This window comes from Bulleidia extructa W1219 (assembly GCF_000177375.1).
Classification (GTDB): Bacteria; Bacillota_I; Bacilli_A; order Erysipelotrichales; family Erysipelotrichaceae; genus Bulleidia; species Bulleidia extructa.
In genome coordinates this window covers 1-17,220 of record NZ_ADFR01000001.1, presented here as the reverse complement: position 1 = coordinate 17,220, position 17,220 = coordinate 1, and the positions used below count along the sequence as shown (strand labels likewise).

Sequence of the window (17,220 nt, the reverse complement as noted above, 5' to 3'; positions counted from 1 at the left end):
TAGGTTATTATGTTTACTAAGAAACAGAAAAGAATCATTTTAATATCCAATGTTGTCATTTCTATTTTAATAGGATTGATTTCACAGGCTCCTATTGTTAATACGTTGATTGTTGTAGTGGGGATGATTACTTTTTATATCATTGATCTACAGAAAATAGAAAAGAAAAATATCATCGAAATGGTTGGACTTACTATATTTTTGATTTTTATATTTATGATCTGGAAACCTGAAAGTGCTGCTTTATCAATCATCAGGTATATCTATATTCCAACTCTTGGAGCGGGACATATCATGTATGTGTTAAAATACAGTAAAAATTGGTGATTGAGATTTTCATAGAAAGTTCAGTTCAAACGGAGTCGGGAAACTGATTCTGTTTTTGTTTGATATAATAAGGGACAGAAAGAGGTTGTATGAAGTTTGCACACATTGGTGATTTACATTTGGGAAAAATACTCAATGGTCATTCTTTATTAGAAGATCAAAGGTATATTTTAGATCAAATACTTCATCATTTAAAGAGTCATCGGGTGGATTGCTTATTGATAGCCGGCGATATTTATGACAAAACCATTCCCAGCTCAGAAGCAACGGAAGTATTAAACCATTTTTTAAAGTGCTTGAATGAACAAAAAATTAACGTGATTTTAATTAGTGGTAATCACGATAGTGCTTCTCGTTTAGCCTTTGGATCTAGTTTTTTTAAACAAGGAAATGTCTTTATTCAAACCCATTATTCCAATCAACCAATTGTTTTAGAGGATGAATATGGATTGATTGATGTGTATGCGATTCCTTATATGAATCGTTTTGACATAAAAAAAGCACTTGGATTAGAAGAAACCCCCAGTCTAAAAGAAGGATACCATCGTTTACTGGAACAATTGAATCTTGACTTAGAAAAAAGGAATATTTTAGTGGCTCATCAGTTCGTTCTTGGGGTGAGTGAGCCGGGTGAAGATAGCTCTGAAGAACTATTGATTGGTGGTTTGGAGGAAGTCAGCAGTCCCATTTTAGAAGACTTTGATTATGTGGCTTTAGGACATATTCACAAACCGGAAACCATTTTAAATCTAAGCGGTCGTATTCGGTACAGTGGTTCTCCATTAGCTTATTCGAAAGCAGAAGCGAATCAACTTAAATCCATGCCTATATTTGAGTTGAAAACTAAACCTGATTGGGAACTGAAATTGATTTCTCTATTCCCCCAACATCCAGTTAAAATGGTTAAAACGACAGCAAGTGATGTTTTAAATGGGATAAGAGGATTAGAAATGATGGATTATCTCTATCTTGAATTGACAGATGCGTATTTTCCGTATGCGGCTATTTCAGAAATAGCGAAGAAGTATCCAAATTATTTAAGCATTTTTCCATCTCATCAAAATTATTTATTTCAAGAAAATGATGAATTTGATCATCTTCAAAAATTAAAACCAATGGAAATCATCAATTCTTGGCATCAAAGAGTCAGTGGACGAAATTTAAGTGACGAACAGTTGGGTTGGATTCAAGAATTATGGAATAAAGGAGAAAAAGAATGAGACCTCTACAATTGACTTTGCAAGCTTTTTCTTCCTATCAAAAAAAGACGGTTTTAGATTTTCGATTATTGGGACAAACGGGAGTTTTTGTGATCTGGGGAGATACGGGATCAGGGAAGACCAGTATTTTTGATGGTATTTCTTATGCTTTATATGGAGAACAAAGTGGTCAGGAGGTACATAAACCACTTGACTTTCGAAATCGTCAAGAACAGGATTCAAAAGTTGAAACTATTGTTGAATTGGAATTTGAAAATAAAGGATTGGAGTATACTATTCATCGCTCTTTTAAACTGAAAAAAACGGGAAATGAAGTTCAGCAGAAATCCTTTTTAGCTTTACCGGATGGGAAAGTTTTAACTAAGCAAGTGGAAATTAATGAGAAAATCAAAGAAATGATTGGTTTAGATAAGAGACAATTTCGCCAAGTAGTGATGATTGCTCAGGGAACTTTCCGTGATATTCTCTCTAAGAAGGGAAATGAAAGAGCGGATTTATTGAAAACGGTTTTTGATATATCGGCTTTTAGTTCCTTTATTGAACGAAGCAAAAAAGAAGTCGATCTTCTTCAGAAAGAAGTGGATGAATCAAAACAGGAAGTAGAGCGTCTTTTAGCTGAAATAGGCTGGTATTTAGAGGGAAGAAGTATTCCGGAAGTATTGAAACTGGTGAAGCTTCAACAAAAACAAGATTTGCATGATTATCAAGATATTGAATCTAATCTAGAGCGAATAGAGCAGCACTTAGAAAATCTAACTCTTCAAAAACGATTTTTTTTAGATCAACAAATCATTCGGAAGGAATATGAGAAAACCAAAGTGGAAAAGTCGGTTTTAGAAAAGAAGAGTCAAGTCTTACAAGAAGCTTGGCAAGCTTTTCGATTAGAACATAATGATGAATCGTTCCAACAAAGAGAAAAAGAGCTGGAACAGTGGAAAAATCAATTAGCTCTTTATCAAGTGGTTGAGCAATTGGAAATTGAATTGAGAGAACAAGAACATATTGTTCAAAAGATGAAGAAAAATTTGGAACAGAAACGGGGAAATTTTACACAAGCTCAAGCAAAGCAAGAGTCTTTCAAAGACTTGGATGAAAAACAAATGCAACAAAGGCTATTGGTACAACAAGAAGAAAATGACTTAGAGAAACAGAGCCTTTTGATTCAAGAATTAAAAGTGAACTTGGAAGAAAAAAAAGCTTTTGAAAAGGCTCGAATGACATACCAAAAACATGGACAAGAGTACGATGTTTTTCAACAAGAGTATGAACAGTGTCAAAAAGAATATGAATATCAACAAACTCGTTTTTTACAAGAACAAGCAGGTATTTTGGCACAGCAGTTGAAGGAAGGAACACCATGCCCGGTTTGTGGTTCTTTGGATCATCCGGTCATCGCCCAAAAAAGTGCCTCTGTATATTCGCAAGAAAAGATCCAACAATTGCAAAAAGAGGTGCAACAGAAAAATCAAAGCCGAATGGAATTGGCACAGAGAATGAGTGCAGAAAAAGCCTCGTTACATCACCAAGAGAAACAGTTAACAGCTATAGCTCAAAAGTATGAAGTTCCTTTGGCACGATGGTCTTCCTTTTATGAAGATCTTCAGAAAAAATGGCGGAAATCAAAACAAGAATTACAGAGAAATCACCTTCTTTTAAGTGATTACAACCAACAAAAAAAAGATTTTGAACAAAGAGCTATTTTTATTCAAACGTGCCACAAAGAAATAGAGCAGGAACAGATGGATCTTCAAAAGGCAGCGTTGATGTTAAAATCTGTTCAAGTGAAATACGATTTAGAAAAGAAGAAGCTACCTTCTATTTCACAAGAAGAAGCGAAAGCAAGGTATCAACAAGAAAGTCTTCTTTTCACTCATTTCTTAAAACAAAATAAAGAGTATCAAGATCAAATACAGAGTCATCAAGTGGAACTGGCTACTTTGACGGCTAAAATAGAGACGCTTTCCAAACAGCTGAAAGAAGAATTGCCCCTAAGTCTTGAAAAGTTGGGAAAAGAAATAGAAGAGATCACTCAACAAAAAGAAAGATTAGATCAAGAAAGACGAGATACATACGTTCGTTTGAAAAGAGGAACAGAAGTTTATCATAAAGTTCAAAAATCCTATCACCAACAAGAAAAGAAGATTCAAACATTAACTTGGAAACAAGATATAACAAAGTATTATGTTCGTGCAGGAGAGGATGGGAATAAATTGAGTTTGGAATCGTATGTGTTGAGCCTTTATTTGGATCAGATATTGAGCTTTGCGAATGAACGGTTTCAAAAGATGTCTAATGGTCAATATGCACTGGTTCGAACTAGTCAAAAAAGTGGTCAAACGGAACAAACTTTATCTTTGGATATCCAGGATTTTTACGCCGGTCAAAGTCGCCCTGTTCAAACATTGAGTGGCGGGGAAGCGTTTATGGCTTCTTTATCCTTAGCTTTGGGAATGGCGGATGCGATTCGTTCTTTACATGGAGGGATTGAGATGGAAACCATTTTTATTGATGAAGGTTTTGGTAGTTTGGATCAAGAATTATTGAAGAAAGTATTGTCTGTTTTAGAAAAAACAGCGGGTAATCATCGTTTGGTAGGGATTATTTCACATGTGAAGGAGTTAAAAGATCGTATTGAAAAGAAAATAGTGGTCACAAAGAGCCTGCAAAAAGGTAGTACTGTGGAGATTTTAGGAAATAAGATATGATTGGAAGAACCATTGTGAAAAAGATGAATCCTATCGTAGTAGAATTTAAAAAAAGATCGGTATCAGATACCGATTCTTTTTATAAATCACTACAATCTTCGAGCTTTCTCTTAATACCATTTAAAATGACATAACCCTGCTCAGCTTCCGGTTTATCTAAGATTTTTGGCTGTGGAAACTGATTTGAATCTCCCAATATCTTTTGAAGACTTACTTTTCGGGCTTCATATCTAGCCGGTTTGTGGGATTCTTCATGGATAGTCTTGTGAATGATAATGATCATCAATATACCAACAAAGACAATCAAATAAATTAAAATAGGAATAGGAAAATCCATATTTATTCGCTCTTTTCTTCTTTAATAGTTTCAACAACACCTTTTGCCAGACCGGCAATGCCTTGAATTTCAGAAGGAACAATAATCTTTGTGGCTCTTCCGTTAGCCGCTTGAACAAAAGCTTCTAAACTCTTTAATTTGATAACAGCTTCATTGGCATCGGCTTCTTTGACGGCTCTTAAGCCATCAGCAGTTGCTTTTTGAACGGATCGGATTGCTTCAGCACGACCTTCAGCCTCCTTAATTTCCCTTTCGCGTTCTGCATCAGCGGCTAGAATAGTTGCTTGCTTTTTGGCTTCTGCGGCTAAAATAGTTGCTTGTTTTTTGGCTTCCGCATCTAATACCGCAGACTCTTTGTTTCCTTCTGCCGCTAAAATCATGGCTTGTTTTTCACCTTCAGCAGTTAAGATGGCAGCACGTTTTTCACGCTCTGCTTTCATTTGTTTTTCCATGGATTCACGTATCGCAGCTGGTGGTTGAATATTTTTTAATTCAACACGAGTGACTTTGATGCCCCAAGGATCTGTAGCTAAGTCAATGGTTTGTAACATTTGTCCATTGATGGCTTCCCGTGAAGTGAGAGTTTGATCCAATTCCATATCACCGATAATGTTACGAAGGGTGGTGGCGGTTAGATTTTCCATCGCCATAATTGGATTTTCAACACCATAAGCGTATTCATGAGGAGAGAAAATCTTAAAATAAACAACAGAGTCGATTTGCATCGTGACATTATCTTTAGTAATAACTGGTTGAGGAGCAAAATCCGCCACTTGTTCTTTTAGAAGCGTTCGTTTAGCAATACGATCCACTAGAGGGAATTTAACATGAATTCCGGCATCCCAAGTGGTATGATAGCGACCAAGTCGTTCAATGACATAAGCGTGTTCTTGAGGAACAACATTCAGTGTACTGCTAATAATCAGTATTGCAATTAAAATAACAACGATCCAAAAAATTAATTCAGTTATATCAGGCATAATTAATCACCTTCCTTTACTCATTATCATATAGCGAAAATTCTATAAAATCCACAAGAAGAAATAATGATATGATAGTAGGGCAAGGAGAGTGACTATGAACGAACAAATTATTCAAAATATAGCAAAAGAGCTAAACATACAATTGGATCAGGTAGAACATACTTTATCGCTTTTACAAGAAGGAAATACGGTTCCTTTTATTGCTCGTTATCGAAAAGAAGCAACAAAAGGTTTGGATGAGGAACAAATTCTTTTCATCCGAAAACACTTTGATTACCAAAATAAATTAGCGGAAAGAAAAGAGGCGGTCTTAAAGTTAATTGCGGAACAAGGTAAATTGACACCGGAATTAGAAAAAGAAGTTCAAGCTTGTGAAAAATTATCGCAAGTGGAAGATATTTATCGACCTTACGCTCAAAAGAAAAAGACTAGAGCGACCGAAGCGGTTAAGAAAGGCTTACAACCGTTAGCGGATTGGCTATTGGGTTTACCAATAGAAGGTAGTATTGAAGAAATGGCTGAGAAATTTGTGAATGATCAGGTGACCAATGTCGAAGAAGCTCTACAAGGTGCTAGAGATATCATTGCAGAATTTGTGTCGGATAAAGCTAAACAGCGGTGGCGTTTTAAAGAATTTATTTTAACTTCCGGACAGATTCAAACAAAATTGAAGAAGGACGCACAAGATGAAAAACATACGTATGAAATGTATTACGACCGTATCGAAAAAATCAATCATGTGGCGGACCATCGAATCATGGCAATAGATCGAGCCGAAAAGGAAAAGGTGATTACCGTTTCTTTGGTTTATGATAAAGAGCATTTGGAACAAGAAGCTTTAGAAGAACTCTTAAAAGGAGAAAAGACGATTGCTCAAGAACAATTGGCTTTTGCTTCAAAAGATGGCTGTGAACGTTTGCTGTTTCCGTCTATTGAAAGAGAAATTCGTTCGGATTTAAGTGAACGGGCACAAGGAAAGTCGATTGAGATCTTCTCAATGAACTTAGAAAAACTTTTAAGTCAGGCTCCTTTAAAGGGAAGAGTGGTCTTGGGATTTGACCCTGGTTTCTTTAATGGTTGTAAATTAGCAGTCATTGATGAAACCGGAAAAATGTTAGCAGTACAAAAGATTTTTCCATTTTCTAAAAAGGGAGAAGAGCTGGAAGTTTCAAAGAAAAAGTTATGGCAATTGATCCAAAGATATCAAGTTCAAATTGTGGCCATCGGTAATGGAACGGCTTCTCGTGAATCGGAAAAATTAGTGGCAGATGTGATTCGTGAAAACCAATTGGATATTTCGTATGCGATTGTTTCAGAAGCAGGGGCTTCGGTTTGGTCTGCCCAAGAAGAAGCACGTGCTGAATTTCCTGATTTAGCGGTGGAAGAAAGGTCAGCTGTTTCTATTGGTCGCCGTTTACTGGATCCACTGGCAGAACTGATCAAAATCGACCCGCAATCCATTGGAGTGGGTCAATATCAACATGATTTACCACAAAAGAAATTGACTGAGCGATTAGAAGAAGCCACTATGAAAGTTGTGAATCGAACGGGGGCTGATTTGAATACAGCTTCTAAAGAATTACTGACGCACATTTCAGGGTTAAATGCCGGAATTGCCCAGGAAATTGTGAAATATCGAAATGAAAATGGTCGCTTTACTAACCGAAATCAATTATTAAAAGTGAAAAAATTAGGGCCTAAGGCGTATACTCAATCCGCCGGTTTCCTACGGATCAAAGGAGGGGAAGAACCTTTGGATCAAACGTCTATTCACCCGGAAAGTTATGAGGCAGCAAGACAGGTGATGGAAGCGTATGGTATTACACAATTAGGGCAAAAAGAGGTGACAATGGATGGTTCTAAAGATCAACTATTGGGTATTGATGCGTATACGTTAAAGGATATTAAAGAAGCGATCCGCCAACCATTACGAGATTATCGTGATCAATTTGATGGGGCTTTATTGAAGAGCGATGTTTTAAGTTTAGAAGATCTTCATGTTGGTGATCAATTAAGTGGTACAGTTCGAAATGTTGTTGACTTCGGAGCTTTTATTGATATCGGGTTACACGAAGATGGATTAGCACATATATCCCATATGGCCATGAAAAAGTTTAATCACCCAAGCGAAATTTTATCGGTAGGTGATATTGTGACAGTTTGGGTATATGAGATTGATATAAATCGAAATCGAGTTCAATTATCCCTGTTACCTTTGGAAAAATTAAAGGAAAGAGAGGCACAAGTGAAGTACCGTAAATCGGCTAAGAATCGTAAGTCAAAGAAGAAAATTACTATGGAAGATGCGTTATCTCGATTGACGGCTCGCTTTGGAAAGCACTAAGACTCACAATGTGGGTCTTTTCTTTTATAATAAACGTAAGAGGAAATTGGATATGAAAAAGAAAATCATAATAGCGGGAGGATGTTTCTGGGGTGTTGAAAAAGCCTTTCGTTTGTTAAAAGGAATCAAAGAAACAAAAGTAGGTTATGTTAATGGGCGTGGAGATTGTCCAAGTTATCAAGAAGTTTGTACCGGTTTAACAGGCTACAAAGAAGCGGTTGAATTGAAGTATGAAACAGAGGAAGTGGATTTAAAGCTTATTTTAAAAGCCTTTTTTCTCTTTGTTCATGCCGATCAGAAAAATGGTCAGGGGAATGATATTGGCGATCAGTACTTAGCGGGAGTTTATTATGAAAGTGAAGAGGATCGTTTAGTGATTGAAGAATATTTTGAATCGGAAAAGAAGAAACGGGATTTGTTTTATGTGTCAATTCACCAATTGGAAGTATTTTATCCGGCTGAAGAGTATCACCAACGTTATTTGGAAAAGAATCCAACCGGCTATTGTCATATTCCTTTTCATGTTTATCAAAAGATTGAGGGATTGAATCATGACAAAATTAAAAATTAAAACATACGATCAAACCTATGAACTAAACATTCAAGAAGCGGTAATGATTCGAAACCTTGTCAAAAAAATACAAAAGAATTGTTGTTATCCTTTAGTAGCGGCTATGGAAGGTTATCAGTTTTTATTGATGGAGGATCAAATAAGCGGTGGTTCAATTGAATTGTTGGATATGCGCTCTTCCATTGGGAATCGAATGGTACAGCGATCATTGGCGTTTTTATATCGCTATGCGGTTCATGAGGTACTTGGTTATGAAACCAAAGTGGTCATTGCCAACGCTATTTCAAAAGGGGTGTTTACAAAAGTTAAATCAAATCAAATCAATAAAGAAACGATCATAAAGATTGAAAAAAAGATGAAAGATTGCCATTTACCTATTTTTCAAAGACGATTGAGAAGAAATGAATTGATCCAATGGGCAAGAGAGTATGAATTAAAGGAATCGTTGGTACTATTGGAAAGCAATCCTATTTTGGAAATGGGTTATGCTTGTGAAATCGGTCGAGAGAAACATGTGTTTTTTGAACCGCTGGTAGTACATACGTCTTTATTGCCTATCTTTGCTTGTCGGTTGTATCGAAGCGGTATTTTATTACGTTATCCAACACCGGATGAACCGGATGTATTGCCTGCTTTTGAAGAAGAACCGACTTTATATGAGGCTTTTTCACAAGAAACGCAATGGGAAAAGTTGTTAGGAGCGCAATGCTCGTATGACTTGAATGATAAATTTAGAAAAGGAGAGGGAAAGGATCTAATTCTTTTGTCTGAAGCTCTTCATGAGATGCGTATTGCCGAGATTGCTAAGAAGATTCAAAGTCAACACAAACAGTTGATTTTAATTGCCGGACCTAGCTCTTCGGGAAAAACCAGTTTTGCAAAACGGCTGATTCTGCAATTAAAGGTATTGGGATTAAAACCTTTATATTTGGGAACGGATGATTATTTTGTAGATCGTTTAGAATTAAAACCGAGGGCAGATGGGAAAGTGGATTTTGAGTCTTTGGATGCGGTTGATTTAACACTCTTTAATCAACAAATGAATGACTTATTAGCGGGTAAGAGAGTGGATATTCCTCATTTTGATTTTATTCAAGGTAAGAAAGTGTTTGGTCAACGGTTTGAACAGTTAGCGATGAATCAACCGATTGTCATTGAAGGAATACATGGTCTAAATCCGATTTTGAGTGAACAAGTGGCGGATGAGGTAAAATTTAAAATCTATATTAGTCCCTTAACCCAATTGAATATTGATACTTTACAACGTATTCCAACGACTGATGTGCGTTTATTAAGGCGAATTCTACGAGATCATCGAACACGTGGATATAGTGCTAGAAAGACATTGTTATGTTGGCCCAACGTTCGCCATGGAGAAGACGTGAATATTTTTCCATACAATAGTTGTGCTGATGCGTTTTTTAATACTCAAGCAATTTATGAATTATCTTTATTAAAGCCTTTAGTGGAACCTTTATTAGAGGAAATTCTGCTGGATGAACAAGTGGGTAAAGAGGCGAAACGTCTGTTGAATTTATTGATGTACTTCGTGTCTGTTTCACAAGAAGAATGGATTCCGAATAACGCCATCATGCGAGAATTTATTGGTGGTTCTATTTTGTTTTAGAAGAAGCTTTTTAATCAGGAACGCTTCTTCTTTTTCTTTGAAATAAGGTATAATGTAAATTATGAAAAAGGAGAAGAGAATGAAGAAAAAATTTTCATCAAAGACTTCGTTATTGTTACATTTTGTTCGAGGTGCTAAACGTTATTTTATTCTATCCATTGTTTTCTCTTTCTTTGTGACGGCCTTGCAACTGATTAATCCAAAAATTATTGGATATACAGTAGATGCGATATTGGATCAAAACGAGTCAAAATTACCGGCTTTTATAAAGGGAATCATAGGAAAATTCGGGGGCATATCCTATCTTCAAAGAAACCTTTTTTTGGTTGCCTTATTGATGGTTTTGATAGCTGTTTTAGCGATGATTTTTCGCTATTTATCACAAATCAATAATCAAAAAGGTTCTGAGACGTTGGTCTGTACAATGCGTCATGATTTATACAATCATATTTTATCCCTACCCTATGCTTGGCACGGGATGAATCATACAGGAGATATTATTCAAAGGGCTACTTCAGATGTGGATACGATTCGTAATTTCTTAACACAACAATTATTGGCGCTGGTGCGTATCTTGATTTTTGTCTGTACGATTTCCTTTTTTATGGTGCAAGAAAATGGAGTATTAACGCTTATTGCATTCGCATTTTCACCATTGATTATCGGCTTAGGTGTCAAATTTAGTCAGAACTTTCAGACGCAGTTTAAAAAAGCGGATGAAGAAGAAGGGGTTTTATCCAGTATTGTTCAAGAAAATTTAACAGGAGTTCGAGTGGTTAGAGCTTTTGGGCGAGAAATTTATGAAAAAGAACGTTTTGAGAAACAAAATACATTCTATACAGGACTTTGGATTGGGATTATTAGAGAAATTTCAAAATTCTGGGCAAGCATGGATTTATTGGCCCTTTTTCAAAAGTTAACGGTGATGACGGTAGGGGCTTATTTTGTGGTGCAAGGGTGGATGAGTGCCGGTTCTTATATTGCTTTTGTAGCGTATAACATTATGTTGGAATGGCCTATTCGCTCTTTGGGAAGAGTGATTTCGAATATGTCAAAGGCCGGTGTATCCATAGAACGTTTGGCTTATATTATGAATTCAGAAGAAGAACAAGATGAACCGGACGCTAAAGAAGTAGATATGAAACAAGATATCCATTTTAACCATGTATCTTTCCGCTATGGAAAAGAGTTGCCTTGGGTATTGGAAAACATTCATTTAGATATCAAAGCGGGGACTACCGTTGGTATTTTAGGGGCTACCGGTTCGGGTAAATCCACTCTTATGTACCTGCTAAATCGTTTATATACTCTAGAAGATGGAAAAGGATCCATTAAAATTGGAGAGGTTGATGTCAAACAGATTCAAGCTCATTGGCTAAGGAAGAATATTGGGATGGTGTTGCAAGAACCGTATTTGTTTTCACGTTCTTTGAAAGAAAATATCCGTATTGCAAAACAAGAAGCGGATCAATCGGAGGTGGAAACAGCGGCTCGTATGGCAGCTTTAGAGGAAGCGATTCATCATTTTAGCCAAGGATATGAAACACATGTCGGAGAAAGAGGGGTAACTCTTTCCGGCGGTCAGAAACAAAGAACGGCGATTGCTCAAATGTTGATACGAAAAGCACCAATCATGGTGTTTGATGACTCTTTATCAGCCGTTGATGCGGAAACCGATGACAAGATTCGAAAAGCTATCTATGAAAACCTAAAAGATAGCACAATCATCTTGATCACCCATCGAATTTCAACGTTGATGAAGGCAGATCAGATTGTTGTTTTGGATAAAGGAAAGATCATCCAAAAAGGAACTCACGAAGAACTTCTGAAACAGGAAGGGATGTATCGTCATATTTATGATTTGCAATCACGACAAGCAGAATAGGGGAGCTATATGAGTGAACAAACAAAAACACCACATTTAAAGTATTTTGGCATTCCTCGCATTTGGCCTTATATCCGTCGATATCGAAAAAGGTTGCTGGTAATGGCTGTTTTGGGAAGCGTTTCTTCTATCGCAGACTCAATATTTCCTTTATTCAACCGCTATGCGATCAATCATTTTGTGGCTTTAAAGACCATGGATACGATTATCTTCTTTGTTTTGTTGTACATGGCCTGTATGTTGATGAGAGTAGTGTCGGATCGTCATTCAACTTTTTTGGCGGCCAAAATGGAAATGGAAGTGAATCGGGATTTAAGAAATGCGGGATTTTATCATTTACAAAATTTATCCTTTTCTTATTTTAATCAGAATAATGTTGGTTACATTCATTCCCGTGTGATTTCAGATACCGGTCGTGTGGGCGAGATGATGTCTTGGGTCTTTATGGATATTATTTGGCAATTCACCTATATTTTATTTGTGTTGGTAAATATGGTGTTGTTGAATGCAAAACTGGCTCTTTGGGTGATTGTATTAGTTCCTATTGCGGTCATGACCATCATCTTCTTTCAAAAGAAATTACTGCTTCAAAATCAACGCGTCCGGGAATTAAACTCAATCATCACTTCTGATTTGAATGAAGGAATCACCGGAGCTAAATCCATTAAAACGATGGTCATTGAAGAAAAAATGGGAGAAGATTTTCAAAGAGATATTGACAAGATGCATCGTGAATCCATCCGTACAGCTCGTTATTCCAGCAGCTTTAATGCTATTTTGAGTTTACTTGGCTCAGTGGCTTTAGCCATCATTCTTTGGCAAGGTGGCCATTTAACATTGGAAGGGATCTTTGAATTAGGGACACTTTCTGTTTTTATGACGTATGCTTTAAACTTGATGGATCCGATTCAATATTTGATTGAAGAGCTTTCCGGTGTTATCAGCACACAGGTGAATATTGAACGTTTTGACAAGATGATGAGTACCAAGTCGGATGTGATTGATCGACCGGAAGTGATTGAAATATATGGAGACACTTTTCATCCTAAGAAAGAAAATTGGGAAGAATTGAAAGGTGATATTCGGTTTGAAAATGTGGATTTTCAATATCCGGATGGAGACGAACTGGTTTTAGAACAGTTTAATTTGGATATTCCCCATGGTACCAATGTCGCCATTGTAGGAGAAACAGGAGCCGGAAAATCTACTTTGGTGAATTTAGTTTGTCGCTTTTATGAACCGACACGAGGGCGCATTTTGATTGATGGAAAAGATGCACGGGATCGTTCACAGTTATGGTTGCATTCTCATATTGGATATGTGCTTCAAACGCCACAATTATTTTCGGGAACCGTTCGCGAGAATATGCGTTATGGAAAACCGGATGCGACAGATGAAGAAATTTGGGCTGCTTTACAATTAGTGGAAGCAGATGAAGTGGTTTTGAAATTAGAAGATGGTTTGGATTCTGTTTTAGGTGAAGGAGGAGGAAGCCTTTCTACGGGTGAGAAACAATTGATTTCCTTTGCAAGAGCGATCATTTCTAATCCTTCTTTATTGGTTTTAGATGAAGCAACAGCTTCGATTGATACATTGACAGAAAAGAAGATTCAAGATGCAGTGGCAACCGTCATTCAAGGGCGTACATCTTTTGTGATTGCCCATCGTTTATCTACTGTTGTGGATGCGGATATTATTTTAGTATTTAAAGATGGTAAAATCATTGAACAAGGTAAACATAAGGAACTTATGGAACAAAAAGGGTATTACTTTAACTTATATACGCGTCAATTTAAAGAAATGTTGATTCAAGAGAGTTTGTCATAAAAGAATCATCTCCATCAAAGCTTAGAAAAATTAAGAAAAAAATAAGAAATAGGGGATTGAGTTAACATCGGCTTGTATTGATCGTATGTTTTGATACTAAGAGGGTTTACCTGAGTACTTTAAAGGACTTGCGAAAAGCAAATAAATGGGTAAGATTAAAAGGACAAATACCGTCTATGAGGAGGTTCTATGCGTTTTCTAGACCAATTTGAGTTATTTACAGATGTGATCTTTGTGGTAATGACAGTAGCGTATCTATATCAATTTTTCTATATTATTTACAGCATTTTTAAGTATAAAGTTCCGGTGATGCCGGAGGCGAAAAGACTTCATCGTTATGCCGTGTTTATTTCAGCTCGTAATGAAAGAAATGTGATTGGGGAGTTGTTGGATAGTTTGACCAATCAGGATTATCCAAGGGATAAATATGATATTTATGTGACAGCAGATAATTGTACCGATGATACAGCCCAAGTAGCAAGAGATCATGGAGCCTATGCGTTTGAACGGTTTAATGATGAGAAAAAGGGAAAGGGCTATGCTTTAAATGAAATGTATCATCAAGTCATCGCTTTAAAAGGGCAAGGCTATTATGAGGCGGTTGTGGTTTTTGATGCGGATAATATTGTAGATGCACAATTTCTAAAGGAAATGAATAAGACTTTTGATACGGGAAAGTATGATGCTCTTACAACTTATCGAAATTCTAAAAATTTTGGGCAAAACTGGTTAACAGCAGCGTACTCATTATGGTTTATGCACGAAGCTCGTCACTTGAATTATGCTCGTATGATGCTGGGAGCTCAGTGCATGATTTCAGGAACGGGTTTTGTGGTTTCCACAAAATTGATGGATATTAACGAAGGTTGGCCTTATTATTTATTGACAGAAGATATTCAATTTTCGGTGGCCAGTACGCTACAAGGGTTTCATATCGGCTATTGTGATACAGCTATTTTATACGATGAACAACCGGCTACTTGGAAACAAGCTTGGCGTCAGCGCCTCCGCTGGGCTAAGGGATTTTATCAAATTGATGGTCGTTATCTTGGCCCATTAGCTAGTGGAGTGGTCAAGGGGAAAAACCGTCGTTTGGCTTTTTATGATATCTTAATGACGGTATTACCTTCTTCTTTATTGACAGTAGCTTTGATTATTTTGGCTTTGTGGGTTTTGGTATCTTCTTCAGTGATGCCTTATTATGTGGCCATTGTATTTCAAAATGAGATGTTATGGTATTTGATTAAATTGATTGGTGGTTCTTGGATCGGCTTGACTTTAATGGCTTTTGTGACGACGGTACAGGAATGGAAACGAATTCCGGCCACAAAAGTGGAAAAACTAGGGGCTTGTCTATTATTTCCGGTGTATTTGTTATCTTATATTCCGATTTCTATTGTGGCCATTTTTAAGAAGGTAGAATGGACACCGATTCAACATTTCTCGACTGAGGAATTACAAAAGAAAAACAAGTGAGTCGAAACTCACTTGTTTTGTGTTAAGGTAGTATGATGAAAGAAGAAACGATTACAGTTCATGGATATCATTTTCGAGTTTGTTACGAAGGCGAAGAAATTGATGGCATCTATCGAACAGAACAAAAAGGAAAGAAAGCCGGTTCACCTGTTGTACAAAAACTGGAGTCTCAATTAAAGGAATATTGGGAAGGGGAAAGAAAATACTTTGATGTAAAACTTCAGATGAAAGGAACGGATTTTCAGATAGCTTGTTGGAAAGCTTTGTTGAAAATACCGTATGGTGAAACAAGAAGTTATCAAGAGATTGCCAGCATGGTGGGAAAAGAAAAAGCTTGCCGAGCAGTAGGACAAGCCATTCATCAAAATCCTTTTATAATTGTGGTTCCTTGTCATCGGGTGATTTCAAAAAATGGTTCTTTGGGCGGTTATTTTTATGGAGAGGATATGAAACGTCATTTATTAGAAATAGAAAAAAGTGAGCCAAGTCATGGAATAATTGATTATAGAAAATAGATTTTATGCATTTCTTCTCAGAATATAAAAAATACCGTCTGATAACGGTACTCGGTAAAGTGGAGCTTAGGAGGATCGAACTCCTGACCCCCTGCTTGCAAAGCAGGTGCTCTCCCAGCTGAGCTAAAACCCCATATCTAACGTCAATGAATCAAGTAGTGGGCCTGAATGGATTTGAACCATCGACCTCACCCTTATCAGGGGTGCGCTCTAACCAACTGAGCTACAGGCCCATTCATTGAATGCTCATCTATAATACCAATGCGATTATTCGATGTCAATAACTTTCTTGAATTTTTTTAAAAGCCTTGGTATTCTTGTGACACGGAGGTAGCTATGGAATCTTTTGTGGTGTGGTGGGCAGAAAATATAGGAAAATTTGTATCTCCTTTGTTATCCACTTTTTTAGTGAGCTTATTGCCTATTGTTGAGTTAAGAGGTGGTTTAATTTTAGCTTCTTTATTGAAGGTTCCATTATGGCAAGCCGTCCTTGTAGCGGTTTTTGGAAATATTGTACCTGTACCATTCCTATTATGGGGGATTGAAAGCCTCTTGCATTGGTTGGTGAAACATCACATGAGTCGATTGGCTGAATTCATTGAACGAAAAGGGGAAAAAAATAAGGCCAAAATAGAGAAAGTCGGCTTATGGGGACTGGTTCTGTTTGTAGGGATTCCTTTACCTGGAACAGGAGCTTGGACGGGGGCTTTGATTGCCGGTTTATTGGATATGGATCGTAAGAAAGCGAGTATGGCCATTACACTGGGAGTTTGTTTGGCGGCATTGATTATGTCGCTTGTATCCTATGGTGTTTTAGGAAATATAGTGCATTAAAGGATTTTTGATAGGAATCCTTTTCATTTTGTGTTTTAATAAGAAAAACGAGGTGTGTATGAAGTATAGTGCTGTCATTGTCGCTGCCGGGGTGGGGCAACGAATGAAATTGGGCTTTAATAAAGCTTATGCAAAATTATCCACTGGTAAAACGATTATTGAAACAACGGTGGAAGTTTTCCTTCAAGACCCTGATTGTAAACAAATTGTATTGGTGACAGATATGGAGGATCCCTACAGTAAGCAATTGTCAGATCAATATGGTCGCTTGGTGGTCGCAAGAGGCGGGGCAACTAGGCAAGAAAGTGTCTATTCCGGTTTGAAAGGGACTTTATGTGATTATGTTTTGATTCATGATGGAGCCAGACCTTATGTGAGTTTAGAATTGATTGAACGTATTAAGAGGGCTTTGGAAACGGAAAAAGCGGCTTTACTGGCGATTTCGTCCAAGGATACAGTCAAACGTGTAAAAGATGGCTATGTACTGGAAACTTATCCCCGAAGTGAGTTGATGTTAGCCCAAACTCCACAAGGCTTTGAAACAGATTTGATTTTAGAGTGTTATAAAA

General features: G+C 37.0%; 14 protein-coding genes and 2 tRNA genes. 12 read left to right on the top strand and 4 right to left on the bottom strand.

What is annotated here, in order from left to right:
- Positions 1-9: 9 nt before the first annotated feature.
- From HMPREF9013_RS00080 to HMPREF9013_RS00070, 3 genes are all read left to right on the top strand, one after another.
- Entirely contained in the window at positions 10-327 is a 318-nt protein-coding gene (locus HMPREF9013_RS00080; protein ID WP_006626321.1) for a hypothetical protein, read from the top strand.
- Positions 328-416: 89 nt separating this feature from the next.
- The gene (locus HMPREF9013_RS00075; protein ID WP_006626320.1) at positions 417-1,547 is read left to right on the top strand and encodes a metallophosphoesterase family protein; all 1,131 of its coding nucleotides are present in this window, start codon (positions 417-419) and stop codon (positions 1,545-1,547) included.
- Positions 1,544-4,252 (top strand): SbcC/MukB-like Walker B domain-containing protein, encoded by a 2,709-nt coding sequence (locus HMPREF9013_RS00070; protein WP_006626319.1) that lies wholly within the window; start codon positions 1,544-1,546, stop codon positions 4,250-4,252. Before HMPREF9013_RS00075 ends, HMPREF9013_RS00070 begins: the two co-directional genes overlap by 4 nt.
- 79 nt (positions 4,253-4,331) lie before the next feature.
- On the opposite strand, the gene HMPREF9013_RS00065 is transcribed toward HMPREF9013_RS00070, so the two are convergent.
- Together HMPREF9013_RS00065 and HMPREF9013_RS00060 are read right to left on the bottom strand one after the other, a co-directional pair.
- Complete coding sequence (locus tag HMPREF9013_RS00065; protein ID WP_006626318.1) at positions 4,332-4,589, bottom strand: hypothetical protein; 258 nt, start codon at positions 4,587-4,589, stop codon at positions 4,332-4,334.
- A gap of 2 nt (positions 4,590-4,591) precedes the next feature.
- Positions 4,592-5,569, bottom strand: a complete 978-nt coding sequence (locus HMPREF9013_RS00060; protein ID WP_006626317.1) for an SPFH domain-containing protein — start codon at positions 5,567-5,569, stop codon at positions 4,592-4,594.
- A 97-nt stretch (positions 5,570-5,666) separates the two neighbouring features.
- Here HMPREF9013_RS00060 and HMPREF9013_RS00055 point away from each other — a divergent pair, with 97 nt between their 5' ends.
- The 7 genes from HMPREF9013_RS00055 to HMPREF9013_RS00025 all read left to right on the top strand — a co-directional run bounded on the left by HMPREF9013_RS00055 (position 5,667) and on the right by HMPREF9013_RS00025 (position 15,817).
- Positions 5,667-7,916, top strand: a complete 2,250-nt coding sequence (locus HMPREF9013_RS00055; RefSeq protein ID WP_006626316.1) for a Tex-like N-terminal domain-containing protein — start codon at positions 5,667-5,669, stop codon at positions 7,914-7,916.
- A gap of 52 nt (positions 7,917-7,968) precedes the next feature.
- A complete protein-coding gene (gene msrA, locus HMPREF9013_RS00050; protein WP_006626315.1) occupies positions 7,969-8,487 on the top strand; it encodes a peptide-methionine (S)-S-oxide reductase MsrA in 519 nt (172 codons plus the stop codon).
- Positions 8,468-10,114 (top strand): uridine kinase family protein, encoded by a 1,647-nt coding sequence (locus HMPREF9013_RS00045; protein ID WP_006626314.1) that lies wholly within the window; start codon positions 8,468-8,470, stop codon positions 10,112-10,114. Before msrA ends, HMPREF9013_RS00045 begins: the two co-directional genes overlap by 20 nt.
- Positions 10,115-10,193: 79 nt before the next feature.
- Positions 10,194-11,999 carry an ABC transporter ATP-binding protein gene (locus HMPREF9013_RS00040; protein ID WP_006626313.1) on the top strand — a complete coding sequence of 602 codons (1,806 nt, stop codon included), beginning with the start codon at positions 10,194-10,196 and terminating at the stop codon, positions 11,997-11,999.
- Between the two features lie 9 nt (positions 12,000-12,008).
- A complete protein-coding gene (locus HMPREF9013_RS00035; RefSeq protein WP_006626312.1) occupies positions 12,009-13,826 on the top strand; it encodes an ABC transporter ATP-binding protein in 1,818 nt (605 codons plus the stop codon).
- A gap of 189 nt (positions 13,827-14,015) precedes the next feature.
- Positions 14,016-15,302: a glycosyltransferase family 2 protein gene (locus tag HMPREF9013_RS00030; protein ID WP_006626311.1), complete on the top strand. Its 1,287-nt coding sequence runs from the start codon at positions 14,016-14,018 to the stop codon at positions 15,300-15,302.
- 35 nt (positions 15,303-15,337) lie between these two features.
- Entirely contained in the window at positions 15,338-15,817 is a 480-nt protein-coding gene (locus HMPREF9013_RS00025) for a methylated-DNA--[protein]-cysteine S-methyltransferase (protein ID WP_006626310.1), read from the top strand.
- Positions 15,818-15,877: 60 nt separating this feature from the next.
- Here the strand turns inward: HMPREF9013_RS00025 and HMPREF9013_RS00020 are convergent.
- Positions 15,878-15,950: transfer RNA gene (locus tag HMPREF9013_RS00020), tRNA-Ala, on the bottom strand.
- A gap of 26 nt (positions 15,951-15,976) precedes the next feature.
- Positions 15,977-16,050: transfer RNA gene (locus HMPREF9013_RS00015), tRNA-Ile, on the bottom strand.
- Positions 16,051-16,153: 103 nt separating this feature from the next.
- Here HMPREF9013_RS00015 and HMPREF9013_RS00010 point away from each other — a divergent pair.
- Both HMPREF9013_RS00010 and HMPREF9013_RS00005 read left to right on the top strand, forming a co-directional pair.
- Positions 16,154-16,651, top strand: a complete 498-nt coding sequence (locus tag HMPREF9013_RS00010; RefSeq protein ID WP_006626309.1) for a COG2426 family protein — start codon at positions 16,154-16,156, stop codon at positions 16,649-16,651.
- Positions 16,652-16,709: 58 nt separating this feature from the next.
- Positions 16,710-17,220, top strand: a 511-nt coding sequence (locus HMPREF9013_RS00005) for a 2-C-methyl-D-erythritol 4-phosphate cytidylyltransferase (protein ID WP_006626308.1), incomplete at its 3' end; no start/stop codon positions are given.

What these genes read in the sequence shown, in the direction of transcription:
- HMPREF9013_RS00060 (WP_006626317.1), bottom strand. Translation starts at nt 5,569, where the DNA reads ATGCCTGATATAACTGAATTAATTTTTTGGATCGTTGTTATTTTAATT.
- HMPREF9013_RS00040 (WP_006626313.1), top strand. Translation starts at nt 10,194, where the DNA reads ATGAAGAAAAAATTTTCATCAAAGACTTCGTTATTGTTACATTTTGTT.
- HMPREF9013_RS00055 (WP_006626316.1), top strand. Translation starts at nt 5,667, where the DNA reads ATGAACGAACAAATTATTCAAAATATAGCAAAAGAGCTAAACATACAA.
- HMPREF9013_RS00065 (WP_006626318.1), bottom strand. Translation starts at nt 4,589, where the DNA reads ATGGATTTTCCTATTCCTATTTTAATTTATTTGATTGTCTTTGTTGGT.
- msrA (WP_006626315.1), top strand. Translation starts at nt 7,969, where the DNA reads ATGAAAAAGAAAATCATAATAGCGGGAGGATGTTTCTGGGGTGTTGAA.
- HMPREF9013_RS00035 (WP_006626312.1), top strand. Translation starts at nt 12,009, where the DNA reads ATGAGTGAACAAACAAAAACACCACATTTAAAGTATTTTGGCATTCCT.
- HMPREF9013_RS00075 (WP_006626320.1), top strand. Translation starts at nt 417, where the DNA reads ATGAAGTTTGCACACATTGGTGATTTACATTTGGGAAAAATACTCAAT.
- HMPREF9013_RS00070 (WP_006626319.1), top strand. Translation starts at nt 1,544, where the DNA reads ATGAGACCTCTACAATTGACTTTGCAAGCTTTTTCTTCCTATCAAAAA.
- HMPREF9013_RS00010 (WP_006626309.1), top strand. Translation starts at nt 16,154, where the DNA reads ATGGAATCTTTTGTGGTGTGGTGGGCAGAAAATATAGGAAAATTTGTA.
- HMPREF9013_RS00045 (WP_006626314.1), top strand. Translation starts at nt 8,468, where the DNA reads ATGACAAAATTAAAAATTAAAACATACGATCAAACCTATGAACTAAAC.
- HMPREF9013_RS00025 (WP_006626310.1), top strand. Translation starts at nt 15,338, where the DNA reads ATGAAAGAAGAAACGATTACAGTTCATGGATATCATTTTCGAGTTTGT.
- HMPREF9013_RS00030 (WP_006626311.1), top strand. Translation starts at nt 14,016, where the DNA reads ATGCGTTTTCTAGACCAATTTGAGTTATTTACAGATGTGATCTTTGTG.
- HMPREF9013_RS00080 (WP_006626321.1), top strand. Translation starts at nt 10, where the DNA reads ATGTTTACTAAGAAACAGAAAAGAATCATTTTAATATCCAATGTTGTC.